General features: G+C 66.9%; 17 protein-coding genes. 13 read left to right on the top strand and 4 right to left on the bottom strand.

Going from position 1 to position 14855, the window contains the following annotated elements:
- Positions 1-310 precede the first annotated feature (310 nt).
- Entirely contained in the window at positions 311-1057 is a 747-nt protein-coding gene (locus BM249_RS02980) for a YebC/PmpR family DNA-binding transcriptional regulator (RefSeq protein WP_091968777.1), read from the top strand.
- A gap of 84 nt (positions 1058-1141) precedes the next feature.
- Positions 1142-2086 (top strand): glutaminase, encoded by a 945-nt coding sequence (locus BM249_RS02975; protein WP_280142641.1) that lies wholly within the window; start codon positions 1142-1144, stop codon positions 2084-2086.
- Positions 2087-2094: 8 nt separating this feature from the next.
- Here BM249_RS02975 and BM249_RS02970 read toward each other — a convergent pair whose 3' ends face one another.
- Positions 2095-2289, bottom strand: a complete 195-nt coding sequence (locus BM249_RS02970) for a DUF2735 domain-containing protein (protein WP_091968773.1) — start codon at positions 2287-2289, stop codon at positions 2095-2097.
- A 488-nt stretch (positions 2290-2777) separates the two neighbouring features.
- On the opposite strand from BM249_RS02970, the gene BM249_RS02965 reads away from it, so the two are divergent.
- Together BM249_RS02965 and ruvC are read left to right on the top strand one after the other, a co-directional pair.
- A complete protein-coding gene (locus tag BM249_RS02965) occupies positions 2778-3818 on the top strand; it encodes a glutamine synthetase beta-grasp domain-containing protein (protein WP_091968771.1) in 1041 nt (346 codons plus the stop codon).
- A 183-nt stretch (positions 3819-4001) separates the two neighbouring features.
- On the top strand, positions 4002-4568 hold the full coding sequence (ruvC, locus tag BM249_RS02960) for a crossover junction endodeoxyribonuclease RuvC (RefSeq protein WP_091968769.1): 567 nt from the start codon (positions 4002-4004) through the stop codon (positions 4566-4568).
- A gap of 105 nt (positions 4569-4673) precedes the next feature.
- On the opposite strand, the gene BM249_RS02955 is transcribed toward ruvC, so the two are convergent.
- A complete protein-coding gene (locus BM249_RS02955; protein ID WP_244528561.1) occupies positions 4674-5258 on the bottom strand; it encodes a YceI family protein in 585 nt (194 codons plus the stop codon).
- Positions 5259-5407: 149 nt separating this feature from the next.
- On the opposite strand from BM249_RS02955, the gene ruvA reads away from it, so the two are divergent.
- From ruvA to bfr, 3 genes are all read left to right on the top strand, one after another.
- Positions 5408-6025: a Holliday junction branch migration protein RuvA gene (ruvA, locus tag BM249_RS02950; RefSeq protein ID WP_091968765.1), complete on the top strand. Its 618-nt coding sequence runs from the start codon at positions 5408-5410 to the stop codon at positions 6023-6025.
- 203 nt (positions 6026-6228) lie between these two features.
- Positions 6229-6498, top strand: coding sequence for a (2Fe-2S)-binding protein (locus BM249_RS02945; protein WP_091968763.1), 270 nt, complete (start codon positions 6229-6231; stop codon positions 6496-6498).
- A gap of 60 nt (positions 6499-6558) precedes the next feature.
- The gene (gene bfr / locus BM249_RS02940) at positions 6559-7056 is read left to right on the top strand and encodes a bacterioferritin (RefSeq protein WP_091968761.1); all 498 of its coding nucleotides are present in this window, start codon (positions 6559-6561) and stop codon (positions 7054-7056) included.
- On the opposite strand, the gene BM249_RS02935 is transcribed toward bfr, so the two are convergent.
- A complete protein-coding gene (locus BM249_RS02935; protein WP_244528554.1) occupies positions 7002-7685 on the bottom strand; it encodes a Uma2 family endonuclease in 684 nt (227 codons plus the stop codon). The genes bfr and BM249_RS02935 overlap by 55 nt on opposite strands.
- Before the next feature lie 125 nt (positions 7686-7810).
- Here BM249_RS02935 and ruvB point away from each other — a divergent pair, with 125 nt between their 5' ends.
- The 6 genes from ruvB (at position 7811) to tolB (ending at position 13638) form a co-directional block, all read left to right on the top strand.
- A complete protein-coding gene (ruvB, locus tag BM249_RS02930; RefSeq protein ID WP_244528553.1) occupies positions 7811-8902 on the top strand; it encodes a Holliday junction branch migration DNA helicase RuvB in 1092 nt (363 codons plus the stop codon).
- A gap of 29 nt (positions 8903-8931) precedes the next feature.
- Positions 8932-9372, top strand: a complete 441-nt coding sequence (gene ybgC / locus BM249_RS02925) for a tol-pal system-associated acyl-CoA thioesterase (RefSeq protein WP_244528552.1) — start codon at positions 8932-8934, stop codon at positions 9370-9372.
- 191 nt (positions 9373-9563) lie between these two features.
- Positions 9564-10280, top strand: a complete 717-nt coding sequence (tolQ, locus tag BM249_RS02920) for a protein TolQ (protein WP_091968760.1) — start codon at positions 9564-9566, stop codon at positions 10278-10280.
- 45 nt (positions 10281-10325) lie between these two features.
- The gene (locus tag BM249_RS02915; RefSeq protein WP_091968758.1) at positions 10326-10772 is read left to right on the top strand and encodes an ExbD/TolR family protein; all 447 of its coding nucleotides are present in this window, start codon (positions 10326-10328) and stop codon (positions 10770-10772) included.
- A gap of 13 nt (positions 10773-10785) precedes the next feature.
- Entirely contained in the window at positions 10786-12204 is a 1419-nt protein-coding gene (tolA, locus tag BM249_RS02910) for a cell envelope integrity protein TolA (protein WP_244528551.1), read from the top strand.
- 111 nt (positions 12205-12315) lie between these two features.
- Positions 12316-13638: a Tol-Pal system beta propeller repeat protein TolB gene (gene tolB, locus BM249_RS02905; protein ID WP_091968757.1), complete on the top strand. Its 1323-nt coding sequence runs from the start codon at positions 12316-12318 to the stop codon at positions 13636-13638.
- A 156-nt stretch (positions 13639-13794) separates the two neighbouring features.
- Here the strand turns inward: tolB and BM249_RS02900 are convergent, their stop codons facing one another.
- Positions 13795-14526 (bottom strand): nucleotidyltransferase family protein, encoded by a 732-nt coding sequence (locus BM249_RS02900; RefSeq protein ID WP_244528550.1) that lies wholly within the window; start codon positions 14524-14526, stop codon positions 13795-13797.
- Positions 14527-14855 lie beyond the last annotated feature (329 nt).

Raw genomic sequence — 14855 nt, 5'->3', positions numbered from 1 at the left:
TCCGCTTGCTCCCCCGTTCGTCCCCGGGCCGGAGTAGGGAACAGGACGGCGCCGGCGATGAGGCCGAGGATCGCCGCGAGGCCGAGCCGTCCCCGGCCCGCCGCCGGGCGGGTGGGATCGGGCGGCGTCGCGGGCCTCGGGGTGGGGGATCGCGAGCGGATCGGAGTCTCCATTGCCGTCAACGTCCGGCGGGCGCCCGCGTTGCCACGTCGCACCGCCCCGGCCTATAAACGCCGCCCCTTACCGTGTTCCCGCGCCGTCGAGGACGCTCTCCTCCGGCGCCGCCCCTTATCGAAGAGTCCGTCACGCCATGGCCGGCCATTCCCAGTTCAAGAACATCATGCACCGCAAGGGCCGCGTCGATGCGGTCCGCTCGAAGATCTTCGGCAAGCTCGCCCGCGAAATCACCGTCGCGGCCAAGCTCGGCCTGCCCGATCCGGCCATGAACGCCCGCCTGCGGGCCGCCATCATCGCGGCTCGGGCCGAGAACGTGCCCAAGGACAACATCGAGCGCGCCATCAAGAAGGCCCAGAGCGCGGATTCGGAGAATTACGACGAGATCCGCTACGAGGGCTACGGCCCCGGCGGCGCCGCCCTCATCGTCGAGGCGCAGACGGACAACCGCAACCGCACCGCCTCCGACGTGCGCTCGGCCTTCACCAAGTCCGGCGGCAGTCTCGCCGAGACCGGTGCCGTCTCGTTCATGTTCGACCATGTCGGCGTGGTTGCGTTCGACGCCCACGTGGCGGATGCCGACACCATGCTGGAGGCCGCCATCGAGGCCGGCGCCGACGACGTCCGCTCGGACGCCGATGGCCACGAGGTCACCTGCGCCCAGGAGGCCTACGGCGAGGTGTCGAAAGCCCTCGAGGCGCGGTTCGGCGAACCCCGCCGCACGGCCCTGATCTGGAAGGCACAGAACACCATCGAGGTCGACGACGAGACCGGCGAGAAGCTCATGCGCCTCGTCGAGGTGATCGAAGATCAGGACGACGTGCAGAACGTCTTCGTGAACTTCACCCTCTCGGATGCCCTGATGGAGAAGCTGGCCGGTTGACGGTTCGGCGGAGTTCGCGTCGAGAAAGCTTGGCAGCTTCGTTGCGTCGGGGATGGCCGCCCGTCAGACCGCGTGAGACCGCCCGTGCCGTATAGCCCAACCCCCGACCTGCAAACCGTGGTGCGGGAGATCGCCGAGGAGATGCGGGCGCGGCCCGACCGGGGCGAGGTCGCGACCTACATCCCGGAACTCGCTCGGGTCGATGCCGGTGCCTTCGGCCTTGTAGTCATCGACGCCGACGGCACGGTGGCGGCCGGGGGCGACGCCGACGTGGCGTTCTCGATCCAAAGCATCTCGAAGGTGTTCACCCTCACCCTCGCCCTCGGCATGGTCGGCGACCGCCTGTGGCGCCGGGTCGGGCGCGAGCCCTCGGGCAGCCCGTTCAACTCCATCGTCCAGTTGGAGCGCGAGCGCGGCATTCCGCGCAATCCCTTCATCAATGCCGGCGCCATTGCGGTGACCGACGTGATCCTGTCGGGGCATCAGCCACGCGAGGCCCTGGGCGAAATCCTGCGTTTCATGCAGTTCGTCGCCGAGGACCCGAGCATCACCATCGACGAGGCGGTGGCGGCGTCCGAACTCCGCACGGGGTTCCGCAACATGGCCCTCGCCAATTACATGAAGTCCTACGGCGTCATCGACAATCCGGTGGATTTCACCCTCGGCGTCTACTTCCACCACTGCGCCATCGCGATGACCTGCCGGCAACTGGCCATGGCGGGACGCTTCCTCGCGCATTCGGGACGAAGCCCATCGACGGGGTATTCCGTGGTCTCGGCCGAGCGGGCCCGGCGCATCAACGCCGTGATGCTCACCTGCGGTCACTACGACGGCTCCGGCGAATTCGCCTACCGCGTCGGCCTGCCGGGCAAGAGCGGCGTCGGCGGCGGCATCCTGGCGGTGGCGCCGGGGCGTGCCTCCATCGCCGTCTGGTCGCCCGGCCTCGATGCCTCGGGCAATTCCCATCTCGGCCGCATCGCCCTCGAAACCCTCACCAAGCGGCTTGGCTGGTCGATCTTCGGGCTCTGACCGGCCCGTCAGGATTTGCGCGAGCGATCAGCGTCCATGAGGGCGGCTTCGTGATAGCCGCACAGGGCGGGAACCACCGGACCGGCCGGTGCCGCTTTCGCGTCCACGACCGGGCGACCGGCTTCGCGACGGTCCAGACCGAGACGACCCCCGGTGGGAAAGGCATAGATCTTGGCGGTTTCGCGGGTGGCGGACGGTGTCATCGAACTCGGACTCCTTGCGTGGCGGGGCCGGTGATCCCTCATGGATACGGAACGCAACATAGGCCATCCCCGCCGGCATTGCGCGTGGGAATGCGAATAAAACCGCCATTTGCCGGAAATATGCGCAGGGCGATGATTGCAAATTTGGCGGGCGATAGTCCGTGATCCAAGATCCCAGGGCCGCGTATCCTGATTTCGCCTCAATGAGACTATGGGTTTGACCGTTAAATTCTGCTTATGATCGCAGCATTCGGGCTTATTGATCATAAAATAGGCATTATGCCCGCTTCGTGGGCGACCGTGGCGGCGAACTTGCCCGGATCGGAGCAAATCCCGCAGAAGCGGAGGTAGGACGGGTGACGGCGGCGTGTCGGGGTGAGAAGCGAAGTTGGCACAGGAAATGCCTAACGGGAGGCGGTAGTTCCCTGAGGCGCCGAAGGTCCGTGCTTGCCGCCGGTCCGTCTCTCGAACGAAAGCGAGACTTCACGATGACGAAGTACAAACTCGAGTATATCTGGTTGGACGGCTACACGCCCGTTCCCAACCTGCGCGGCAAGACGCAGATCAAAGAGTTCGACAGCTTCCCGACCCTCGAGCAGCTCCCCATGTGGGGCTTCGACGGCAGCTCGACCCTGCAGGCCGAGGGTGGCTCGTCCGACTGCATGCTCAAGCCCGTGCGCCACTTCCCCGATTCGACCCGTAAGAACGGCGTCCTGGTCATGTGCGAAGTGATGATGCCCGATGGCGTCACCCCGCACCCCTCGAACAAGCGCGCCACCATCCTGGATGACGACGGCGCCTGGTTCGGTTTCGAGCAGGAATACTTCTTCTACAAGGACGGTCGTCCGCTTGGCTTCCCCGCCACCGGCTATCCCGCGCCGCAGGGTCCGTATTATTGCGGCGTCGGCTACAGCAATGTCGGCCCCATCGCCCGCAAGATCGTCGAGGAGCACCTCGACCTTTGCCTCGACGCCGGCATCAACCACGAGGGCATCAACGCCGAGGTGGCCAAGGGCCAGTGGGAGTTCCAGATCTTCGGCAAGGGCTCCAAGAAGGCCGCCGACGAGATGTGGGTCGCCCGCTATCTCCTCCAGCGCCTGTGCGAGCAGTACGAGATCGACGTCGAGTACCATTGCAAGCCGCTCGGCGCGACCGACTGGAACGGCTCCGGCATGCACGCCAACTTCTCCACGGAGCACCTGCGCACGGTGGGCGGCAAGGCCTACTTCGAGGCGCTGATGGCCGCCTTCAAGGAGAATCTCGACGATCACATCGCCGTCTACGGCCCCGACAACCACATGCGTCTGACGGGCAAGCACGAGACCGCGGCCATCGACCAGTTCAGTTACGGCGTGGCCGATCGCGGCGCCTCGATCCGCGTGCCGCACAGCTTCGTCAACAACGAGTACAAGGGCTATCTGGAAGACCGCCGTCCCAACAGCCAGGGGGACCCCTACCAGATCGCGTCGCAGATCCTGAAGACCATCGCGTCGGTGCCGACCACCGCCGGTGTCTCGGCTGCGGCCTGAAGCGAACCCGCCTGACGCCTTCCTGCGGCGCGGTCCCTCACGGGGCCGCGCCATTCGCGTTTCGCGGGGCGGGGGTTGGCGAAGCCTCTCGTTCACGGCAGGGGGTTTCGTGAAACCCCTCGTTCACGGTATGTGCCTAACGCTCGACGTGAGGGCGATGGGCGCCCCAGGGCTTCACCGTGCATGACCGAACCCGTCCGCATCCTCGGCATCGATCCCGGACTGCGCCGCACCGGCTGGGGCGTCGTCACCGTCACGGGGACGAAGCTCGCCTATGTCGATTGCGGGGTGGTGACGTCGGACGGGGACCTGCCCCTGGCGTTGCGCCTGCGCGAGTTGCACGAGGGCATCAGCCGGGTGGTCCGGGGCTTTGCGCCCGATGAGGTCGCCGTGGAGGAGACCTTCGTCAACAAGGATGCCCAGGCGACGCTGAAGCTCGGGCACGCCCGCGCCGTCGCGTTGCTGGTGCCGGCCTTGGCTGGACTGCCGGTGTCCGAATACGCCGCGAACCTCGTGAAGAAGACGGTCTGCGGCGCCGGACACGCCGACAAGGTCCAGATTCAGGCGATGGTGAAGTTCCTGATGCCGAAGGCCGAGTTCAAGACGGCGGATGCCGCCGACGCCCTCGCCATCGCGGTCACCCACGCCAATCACCGCGCCTCGCAGGCGCTCACCCGCCGCCACGCCCCGATGCCGGGCGTGAGCGCCCTGGCTGCCGCCCGCATCGCCGCCGCCCTCGCGAAAGCCTGAGCCTTCAAGCCCGGGATCCCGTAGGGATCATCCCTTCGGCGGGTGTCGGGCGGAGCCCGACAACTTGCCTGGACCCGCGAAGGGCTTGGTCCTTGGAACCCGAACTTAAGGCACCGCCTTGAACTCGCCTTCGAGGCGCAGGGTCACCTCGTCGCCCACCATCGGCAGATAGGCAGTGATGCCGAAATCCGAGCGTTTGATCACTGCCCGGCCGTCGAAGCCGACGGTGTAGAGCTTGTCGACGGGGTGCAGGCCAGCTTGGTTGAAGGTGGCATCGAACGAGATCGGCTTGGTGACGCCCTTCAGGGTGAGGGTGCCGTTGACGCGTGCCGTCGTGGGGCTCGTCGGCTCCACGCTCGTGCTGACGAAGGTCGCCGTGGGGAATTTGGGGGTGTCGAAGAAATCCGGGCTTTTCAGATGCGCGTCGAGCTTGTCGTTGAGGCCGGTGATGCTTGGCGTGCCGATGGTGACGGTGATGCGGCTCGACCCCGGCGCCTTGGCGTCGAGGGTCGCCTCGGCGGAGACGTCGGTGATCGCCCCGTAATAGGTCGAGAAGCCGAGATGGCTGAGCGACCACGTGATCTTGCCGTGGGCCGAATCGAGGCGGTAGGCGCCGGAGCGGACCTGCGTCGGATCGGTGGTTGGGGCGGGCGGCGCCGCGTCCTGGGCGCGGGCGGCCCCCGACAGCATCAGGGCGAGAACGATGGTACTGCGCAGGGCAACGCGCGGGCTCGTTCGAGACTTTGTGACGACGGATCCGCGCTTCATGCTGTTCCCCTCTGCCGGCCGCCCGGCCATCCCCCGGACGGTGCTCCGTCCCCTCTGATAAGTGACTTCGCATGATCGGCAAGCTGAAGGGTGTGGTGGATTCCTACGGTGAGGATTTCGTGATCCTCGACGTCCAGGGCGTCGGCTACGTGGTGCATTGTTCGGCGCGGACGCTGCAGCGCTTGCCGCCCGTCGGCGAACCGGCGCAGCTCGCCATCGACACCCATGTCCGCGAGGACATGATCCGTCTCTACGGATTCCGCTCCGATCCCGAGCGCGAGTGGTTCCGCCTGCTCCAGACCGTCCAGGGGGTCGGCTCCAAGGTCGCCCTCGGTCTGCTCTCCGTGCTGGAGCCCGAAGCCCTCGCCTCGGCCATCGCCATGGGGGACAAGGCCGCCGTCGCCCGCGCGCCCGGCGTCGGCCCGCGCCTCGCTGCCCGCCTCGTGGCCGAACTCAAGGACAAGGCCCCGGCCTATGCGCCCATCGACCCCTCCGTCATCGCCCTGAACGGGTCCGTCGCGGATCGCTCCGCGCCGCAGCCCGTTGCCGACGCGGTCTCGGCCCTGGTCAATCTCGGCTACGCCCCGGTCCAAGCCTCCGCCGCCATCGCGGCCGTGCTGGCTGGTGCGGGCGAAGGGGCGGAAGCCAAGACGCTGATTCGATTGGGGCTTCGCGAATTGGCCCGGTGAGAGGCTTTGGAGAATTCCATCGCGCACAATGCGATTGTGCGCTTGACGTTTCGCCCGCCGCTTGTCAGAAAGGCGGGAGCACGCTAAGGTATTGAAAATGTTGCAGTTTTCAATTGTTCTAATCTAGCGTTCCATCGAAGAACGGGGTCATGACTCTGGATCTTCCCCACCGGCACGATGCCTAGCGCGAGTTCCGATTCCGCATGATCGTCTGCTCCTGTAACGTCCTGTCCGACAACGCCGTGCGTGCGTGCCTCCATCGCGGTCCCGATTGCCCGCGTACGCCGGCCCAGGTTCAGGCCTGCCTTGGGTGCAGTCCGAAATGCGGACGTTGCGCCCGGACCATCCGGTCGATCATGCAGACTGCGCTGCAGGCCGCCCTCGATGAGGCAACCCATGCGTGCTCCACGGGTTGCGCAACGGGCTGTAGTTTGGTCAAGGTCCAAACAGCGGAGGAGGGGATCGCCGCCTGAGCGTCCATACGGGACGCCACGTTCCCTTCCGGCTGCAATGCCTCAAGGGAGATTGGGCGGATGAAGGGTGATGCGAAGGTCGTCGAGTACCTCAATCGGGGACTGCGCAGCGAACTGACGGCGGTGAGCCAGTACTGGCTCCATTTCCGCATGCTCAATGACTGGGGTTACATCGATCTCGCCAAGTTCTGGCGCAAGGAATCCATCGAAGAGATGCAGCACGCCGATCGCTTCGTCGATCGCATTCTGTTCCTCGACGGCTTCCCGAACCTGCAGGAACTCGATCCGCTGCGGATCGGCCAGAACGTGCAGGAAATCATCGAGTGCGATCTCGCCGCCGAGACCGAGGCGCGCGCGCTCTACCTCGAAGCCGCGCAGTACTGCGACTCGATCAACGACCGCGTGTCGAAGAACCTGTTCGAAGCGCTGGCCGCCGACGAGGAGGGCCATATCGACTTCCTCGAGACGCAGCTCGAACTGATCAAGCAGATCGGCCTGCCGCTCTACGCGCAGAAGCACATCGGCGGCCTCGAGGCCATCGCGCCGGAAGCCGATTGATGTGATGCCCCCGCGGCGCCTCGCGCGCCGCGGGACGTTAGCCGGAAAAGACCCGCCGGTAAATTGCGTGAAGCGGGAGAGACACGCGGATCGCCGGAAGGTCGAGAGCCGCGTCCAGTCCGTCGAGGACGCGAAACCCGTTCTACACACCGTACACCGTCCACCCGGTCGTAGACTTCTAGATGGGGCCGGTCCCGCGCGACGACAACATAGTGCCGGAGCGCAGGAAATTGCTGGTAGATCCGCCATATTTCGAAGCGGTCGCGAGCTTCCGTTTCGGGGGAAAGCACCTCGAACAGCACCGTGGGATTGTCAAATGACGTCGCCCCCGGTTCGAGGTCGCCACAGGCGACCAGGACATCGGGCAGCATCGCCGCGTCGAGGGGGCGACTCTTGAGGTGGAATGTCTCCGTAAACACCCGGCAGGGCGAATTCACGTCCTCGAAGCGATTGCCGAGATGGCGCGCGACGTTCTGAACGATCTGCGCGTGCTCCCACCAGGCGCGCACCATCATCCGGACGACACGCCCGCCGATCAGTTCCCAGCGCTCGTTGCGCGGCTTGTCGGCCAGCAATTCCTCGGAATCGTCGAACGCCATGGTTTCGAAATCGGCGGAGGCGTTGCCCATGGCGCGCGTTCCCGGGCGGCCGGTCGCCGCTGGCGCGAATGTAGCGCGAAACGTCCCGGTGTGCGACATCGGCCCGGAGAACAGATGCTGGACATGAGGCCCCGCCGGGCCCGCCGGGAGCCCGTGTGAGCAAGCCGCCGAAACCCCCGAAATCGCCGACCCTGCACCCGCTGCCGGACTCGCTCCTGACCCCGGAGCGCCGGGAGGACGACCTCGAATCGTCGATTCGCCCCCTGAGTCTCGCCGAATTCATCGGCCAACGGGCGGCGCGGGCCAATATGAGCATCTTCATCGAGTCGGCGAAGAAGACCGGCTCGGCCCTGGACCACGTGCTGTTCGTCGGGCCGCCGGGGCTCGGCAAGACCACCCTGGCGCAGATCGTCGCCCGCGAACTCGGGGTGAACTTCCGCTCCACCTCCGGCCCGGTCATCGCGAAGGCCGGCGATCTCGCCGCCCAGCTCACCAATCTCGAAGAGCGCGACGTGCTCTTCATCGACGAGATCCACCGCCTCAATCCGGCGGTGGAGGAAATTCTCTATCCGGCCATGGAGGATTATCAGCTCGACCTCATCATCGGCGAAGGCCCGGCAGCGCGCTCGGTGAAGATCGAGCTGCCGAAATTCACCCTGGTGGGGGCCACCACCCGCGCCGGCCTGCTGACGACGCCGCTGCGCGACCGCTTCGGTATCCCGATCCGCCTCGAATTCTACGACGTGGACGAACTCGAACTCATCGTCCGGCGCGGCGCGCGGGTGCTCGGCCTCGGCATGTCGGAGGAGGGGGCCAACGAGATCGCCAAGCGCGCGCGCGGCACCCCGCGCATCGCCGGGCGTCTCCTGCGCCGGGTGCGGGACTTCGCCATCGTGGCCGATGCCCCGACGGTGACCCGCGCCATCGCCGACCGGGCGCTGCAACTCCTCGACGTCGATCCGGCCGGCCTCGACGTGATGGACCGCAAGTACCTCACGATGATCGCGAAATCCTTCAACGGCGGTCCCGTGGGCATCGAGACCATCGCGGCGGCCCTCTCCGAGCCGCGCGACGCCATCGAGGACATCATCGAGCCCTATCTCATCCAGAAAGGCTTCGTGCAGCGCACGCCGCGTGGTCGGATGCTGACGCCGCACGCCTTCCGCCACATGGGATTTCCCGAGCCGCGGCGGGAGGCGCCAGGACAGTTCGGACTGTTCGGCGGCCAGGACGAGCCGGAGGCGTAAGGCGCCGCGTATCATTAGGAGACCCGCCCTTGAGCGAAATCGAGTCCGCCGGAATCCACACCCTGCCGGTGCGCGTCTATTACGAGGACACCGACTTCTCAGGCTTCGTCTACCATGCGAGCTACCTGCGCTTCATGGAGCGGGGGCGTACGGAACTGCTGCGGGGCCTCGCCGGTGATCAGTCGGACCTGCACCGCGACGCCGCCGGCCTGCATTTCGTGGTCCGCCGGATGGTGATCGATTACGCCAAGCCCGCCCGGATGGACGATCTCCTCGCGGTCCGGACCTGGACTGCGCAGATGAAAGGGGCGTCCATGCACCTCGCCCAGGAAATCTGGCGCGGGGACGAACGCCTGGTGCGGGCCGAGGTGGTGGTGGCCTGCGTGCGTGACGGCCGGGCCATCCGCCTGCCCGACAGCCTGCGGATGGCCCTGAGTGGCGCATCGGGCGACATCTCAACCAAACCTTAACCTTGACGGGTGCCTAAACTGACGAACCGCAAGGGTTTGCCGCACCGCAATCACGGGATGGCACGGCCCTTACTTTCGACAGATTCGCGGACCATTGAGCGTTGAAATACCTCATGGTTCCGGTTGAAGCGCGACGGCCGGGCCACCGGTCCGGCGGCGGCCCCGACATGGGGTTTTGCGAGGATGTTGCGATGAACCCAGCCGATGCCATGCAGGCGATCCCGGCCCCCGACATGACCCTGCTGGGCCTGTTCCTGCAGGCCCACTTCGTGGTCAAGGTCGTGATGCTGGGTCTGCTCGGCGCCTCGGTCTGGTGCTGGTCGATCATCGTCGACAAGACCCTGCTGTTCCGCCGCACCAAGGCCGAGATGGATGCCTTCGAGGAGGCATTCTGGTCGGGTCGCTCCCTCGAGGAACTCTACCGCTCGTTCAACGACCGCCCGGCGGTCGGGCAGGGCGCCCTGTTCGTGGCGGCCATGCGCGAGTGGAAGCGTTCGTTCGAGGGGTCCGGCCGGCAGATTCAGAGCCTGTCCCAGCGCATCGACAAGGTGCTCGACGTCACGATCCAGCGCGAGGTCGAGCGCCTCGAATCGCGCCTGCTGTTCCTCGCCTCCATCGGCTCGGCGGGCCCCTATATCGGTCTGTTCGGCACGGTCTGGGGCATCATGACGGCGTTCACCTCCATCGCGGCGTCGAAGAACACCTCCCTTGCCGTGGTCGCCCCCGGTATCGCCGAAGCCCTGTTCGCTACGGCCATCGGGCTGTTCGCGGCCATTCCCGCGGTGCTCGCCTACAACAAACTTCAGGCCACCGTGTCGAAGCAGCAGTCGCGGCTCGAAGGCTTTGCCGACGAGTTCTCGGCCATCCTCTCCCGCCAGATCGACGAGCGCCTGTCGCTCGCCGCCTGACACGGCCGCGATAGCCAAACTCCAAGCTTAAACCGAGGGACGATCATGGGCATGGCCCACGGAGCGGCACAGGGCGGTGGCGGCCGGCGGCGGCGCGGACGGCGCCAGGGCGCCATCAACGAGATCAACATGACGCCGTTCATCGACGTCGTGCTCGTGCTGCTCATCGTCTTCATGGTGGCCGCGCCGATGATGACCGTCGGCGTGCCCCTCGATCTGCCGCAATCGAAGGCCGGTCCCCTCAATTCCGATACCAAGCCCGTGACCCTCTCCATCCGCCAGTCCGGCCAGGTGTTCCTCGGCGAGGACGAACTCGGCGACGACAGCATCGTGCCCAAACTCACCGAGGCCTCGAAATCCGGCTTCGAGGAGCGGGTGTTCGTGCGCGGCGACAAGCGGGTGGATTACGGCCGGGTCGCCCAGGTGATGGCCATCGTGACCGGCGGCGGCTTCAAGAAGGTCGCCCTCGTCACCGAGCCCGACCAGAAATAGCGGGCGCGCTGCCGTGAAGCATCCTTTCAAGCGCAACGAACCGGGCGTCTGGATCTCGGCGGGCGTGCACGTGGCCGTGTTGACGGTGGCGATGCTCACCGTCGCGGCTCCGGCCCTGCCCGACGCGCAGGAGGGCGTGCCCGTCGAGGTGATGACCGAACAGCAATTCTCGGAGCTGACGAAGGGCGAGACCAACGCCGACAAGCCCCAGACGGATGCGAAGCCCCGGGCCGACCGCAAGGCGGACAAGGTCGAGGAGCGTGAGCCCGAGAACGCCAAGGTCGACGCACCCGCCCCGCCGAAGCGTCCCGCCGACATGAAGGTGGCGAGCGCCGAGGAAATCCCCCTGCCCGCCGACGCGCCCGATCCGGAGGAGGCGAAGGCCAAGGCGGCCGAAGCGAAGGCGGCCGAAGCCAAGGCCGCTGAGGCGAAGGCAGCGGAAGCGAAAGCCGCCAAGGCGGAGGCCGCGCGTGCCAAGGCCGAAGCGGCGGCGGAGGCGAAGGCGGCCGAAGCCAAGGCTGCCGCCGCCGCCAAGGCGGAGGCGAAGGCGGCCGCCGTGAAGCGCGAGCAACTCGCGCAGCTCATCGAGAAGGAAGAGGCCGAGGCGGAAGCGAAGGCCGAAGCCGAGAAGGCGGCCGAAGCGAAGGCGGCCGAAGCCAGGGCCGCGAAGGCGAAAGCCGAGGCAAAGGCGCGCGCCGAGGCGAAAGCCCGCGCGGAAGCCGAGGCCGAAGCGAAGGCCGAGAAGGCAGAGGCCGAGAAAGCGCGCGCCGAAGCGAAGGCACAGGCCGAGAAGGCCGCCAAGGCCCTCGCCGAGAAGGCGGCCAAGGCCGAGGCCGAGCACCAGAAGGAGGTCGCCGAAGCCGCCGCTAAGGCCGAGGCAGCCGCGAAGGCCAAGGCGGAAGCCGCCGCCAAGGCGAAGGCCAAGGCGATGGCGGACGCGAAAGCCAAGGCCGATGCCGAGGCCAAGGCGAAGAAGCAGGCCGAACTCGCGGACAAGTTCAGCGCCGGCGATATCCGCCAGCTCCTCGCCTCGAAGTCCCCGTCGCAATCCACGGGCGCCACCGGCCGCGAAGTCCAGCGCACGGCCTCCCTCGGGGCCGCCTCCGGCAATGCGCCGCGCCTGTCGCCGTCGCTCCGCGAGGCTCTGGTCGGCATGCTGCAGCAGCAGATCGAGCGGTGCTACGTCGCGCCCCCCGGGGCGTCACAGGGCGTGATCCTGCCGATGCTCGACATCCGCCTCAATCCGGATGGGGGACTCACCACCGAGCCCCGGATCATGCGCGGCGGCGCCAACGCCGTCGACCGCTCCATCGCGGAGGCCGCGCAGCGCGCGGTGCGGCGCTGCGCCCCCTACAAGATCCCGGCCCAATACGCGCCGTATTACAACGACTGGAAGGCGATCAACGCGGAATTCGAGTTCTCGCGGGTCTGATGCCCCAGCCTCCTCCCACCGATCCGGGCCGCCCGCCCGTGCCGTGAGCCTTTCCGCGCGCCGGTCTTCACGGCGTGCCCGACGGACCTCATCCAGAACTCGGACCCCACCATGATCTCAACACCGATCCCGCGTCTGGCGCATCTCTTGGCCGTCCTGGCCCTGGCGCTGTTCGGCCTCGCCGGGCCGGCCCGGGCGCAGCTCAACCTGCGCATCGGCGGCGGCGCGTTCCAGCCCATGCCCATCGCCATCACGGACTTTTCCGGCGATCCGAGCCTCGGCCTGCTGGTGTCGAGCGTGGTGACCAACAACCTGCGCCGGTCGGGCTATTTCACCCCCGCCGAGAAGGCGAAGTTTCCCGAGGCGCCGGGCTTCGATGCGGTGCCGGGGTTCGACAAGTGGCGCGCGGCCGGTGTCCAGGCCCTGGTGACGGGGCGGGTGTCGCGCGAGGCTTCGGGGAAGCTCAAGGTGGAGTTCCGCCTCTGGGACGTGACCTCGGGCCAGCAGATGACAGGCCAGCAATACGGCGCCGACACCGCCAACGCGCGGCGCATGGGGCACCTGATCTCGGATGCGGTCTACACCAAGATCACCGGTCTCGGACCCTGGTTCGACAGCCGCATCGCCTTCGTGGACGAGTCGGGCTCGAAGGAGAACCGCCGCAAGCGCCTCATGGTCATGGATCAGGACGGGGCCAACGTGCGCGCCCTGACGAACGGTGAGACGGCCGTGGTCGCCCCGCGCTACTCGCCCGCCACCCAGGACATCGCCTTCATGACCCAGGCGACGGGCCAGCCGCCGCGCATCCAGGTGATCAACCTCGAAACCGGCTCGCGCCAGGCTTTGGGCAAGGCCGGCTCCATGAGCACCAGCCCGCGCTTCTCGCCCGATGGCCGACGCCTCGTCATGAGCGTGCAGGAGGGCGGCAACGCCGACATCGTGGTGATGGATCTCGCCTCGAAGGCGCAGACGCCGATCACCAACGGCAACGCCATCGACACCTCGCCGACCTACTCGCCCGACGGCAGCCAGATCGTGTTCGAATCGGATCGCGGCGGCTCGCAGCAGATCTACGTGATGAGCGCCACGGGCGGGACGCCGACCCGCCTTTCGTTCGGCGAGGGCTCGGCCTCGCAGCCGGCCTGGTCGCCGCGCGGCGACCTCATCGCCTTCACCCGCCAGCGCAAGGGGGGCTTCGCCATCTGCGTGATGAAGCCGGACGGTTCGGGCGAGCGCGTGCTCACGGAGGGCTTCCACAACGAGGGGCCGACCTTCGCGCCCAACGGCCAGTACGTGCTGTTCTTCCGCGATCCCGGCGGCCAGGGCGGCGGCAAGCTCTACATGGTCGACATTACCGGCAAGGTGGAGCAGCCCGTGCCAACGCCGTCCTACGCGTCGGACCCGACGTGGTCGCCGCTGCTGTCGGGGAAGTAAGCGTGCCTCACACAACTCCCGGTCCCGGGCGGTTGTCGCCTTGGGCCTGACGGCGCCCCGCGAGTTGTGTGAGAGACACCAAGACGCATACCCCATCCGTTTGAAGGCTTCGCAATGCGGATTTGGGCTTCGCTCACGCGCCGCGCGGACATCGTATCACCAGTCCGGTTCGAGACGGGACGGCTCCGGTGCCGCCTCCCGTCTCGCGGGGGCAAGACGCGCGGCCTCATCGCGCAGGGCGCGCGGCAAGGCGGCCAGGGCCGGATCGTCGAAACGCAGATGCGGCAGGTGCTTCGCCAGGAGACCAACGATCAATCCGGCTTGCGCTTCGTCTCTTCGGCGCTTTGCGGGATTTCGGTCGTCCCGCTTCGACAGCCAGAACTTGTGCAGGGCGAAGGCACGGGGATCTGGAACGATCATGGACGCGGGGTAGCCGCGCTGGTCCATGACGATCTCCGTGATCTTCGGGGCGTTGACGAGCCAATTCAGGCCTTCGATCTCGACGGCAGTCAAATCCCCCGCCTCCGATCCGATCCGTTTGCGTCCACGCGAGAGCATCGGATCTTTCGGGGCCGGAGTAATCAAATCGACGATATAGCCGTCACGGTTCGTCGCCCGAAATCCATCCTTGCCGATGATTTCGAAGGATCGATCAACCTTCCGGAGCAATCCGGCGACGCCCGTCGCGGCGACATCCGGGGCCAGCAGCTTCAGGCTTGCGCGGGCATCATACAAGAAGTCGATGTCTTCGGTTGCGAGGATCGCATCGGCGATCTGGACCCCGGCCATCCGCTCATAGGCATAGAGCGCATTCGTTCCCACCGTGAGAATGGCCGTCTCCGTGAGGCGTGCGTCCGATAGAGCCCGCAGGATGCGGGCGGCAATCACGGGAATTCGACCGAGATCGAGGGCGCGATTGACCGCTGCCATGCGATCCAATCGCTTCGCGAGGGATGTCATGCGCGCGCGGGTCCGAAGCCGACCGGCCCTGAAGCTGACCAGCGCCTCCTCCGTTTCCGGTGTCCGGGGGCCAAGCGATTTCCAGATGCCCCGCTGCCCGCGATAGAGGTAGGTGATGCCGGCGATCGTCTTCCAGGCCATGGAGCCGGCGAAGCGATGTTTCAGCTCGTCACGCGCCGCGCGATAGGCCTCGAAGGCCTGTTCCGTGTTGAGGGTCTGTCGCGTCTGCTCGCCATCGAGATCGCTGTAAGACATCG

It is taken from the genome of Methylobacterium gossipiicola, assembly GCF_900113485.1.
Lineage (GTDB): Bacteria > Pseudomonadota > Alphaproteobacteria > Rhizobiales > Beijerinckiaceae > Methylobacterium > Methylobacterium gossipiicola.
Note: the sequence above shows the minus strand (reverse complement) of the source record. Positions and strands in the feature narration are given on the sequence as shown.

Bases quoted from the DNA above. Each gene is read 5' to 3' on its own strand.
- ruvC (WP_091968769.1), top strand. From the start codon at position 4,002: ATGACCGAACCCGTCCGCATCCTCGGCATCGATCCCGGACTGCGCCGC.
- BM249_RS02935 (WP_244528554.1), bottom strand. From the start codon at position 7,685: ATGGGCAACGCCTCCGCCGATTTCGAAACCATGGCGTTCGACGATTCC.
- BM249_RS02945 (WP_091968763.1), top strand. From the start codon at position 6,229: ATGATCGTCTGCTCCTGTAACGTCCTGTCCGACAACGCCGTGCGTGCG.
- BM249_RS02980 (WP_091968777.1), top strand. From the start codon at position 311: ATGGCCGGCCATTCCCAGTTCAAGAACATCATGCACCGCAAGGGCCGC.
- bfr (WP_091968761.1), top strand. From the start codon at position 6,559: ATGAAGGGTGATGCGAAGGTCGTCGAGTACCTCAATCGGGGACTGCGC.
- ruvA (WP_091968765.1), top strand. From the start codon at position 5,408: ATGATCGGCAAGCTGAAGGGTGTGGTGGATTCCTACGGTGAGGATTTC.
- BM249_RS02965 (WP_091968771.1), top strand. From the start codon at position 2,778: ATGACGAAGTACAAACTCGAGTATATCTGGTTGGACGGCTACACGCCC.
- BM249_RS02955 (WP_244528561.1), bottom strand. From the start codon at position 5,258: ATGCTGTCGGGGGCCGCCCGCGCCCAGGACGCGGCGCCGCCCGCCCCA.
- BM249_RS02970 (WP_091968773.1), bottom strand. From the start codon at position 2,289: ATGACACCGTCCGCCACCCGCGAAACCGCCAAGATCTATGCCTTTCCC.
- tolQ (WP_091968760.1), top strand. From the start codon at position 9,564: ATGAACCCAGCCGATGCCATGCAGGCGATCCCGGCCCCCGACATGACC.
- BM249_RS02915 (WP_091968758.1), top strand. From the start codon at position 10,326: ATGGGCATGGCCCACGGAGCGGCACAGGGCGGTGGCGGCCGGCGGCGG.
- tolB (WP_091968757.1), top strand. From the start codon at position 12,316: ATGATCTCAACACCGATCCCGCGTCTGGCGCATCTCTTGGCCGTCCTG.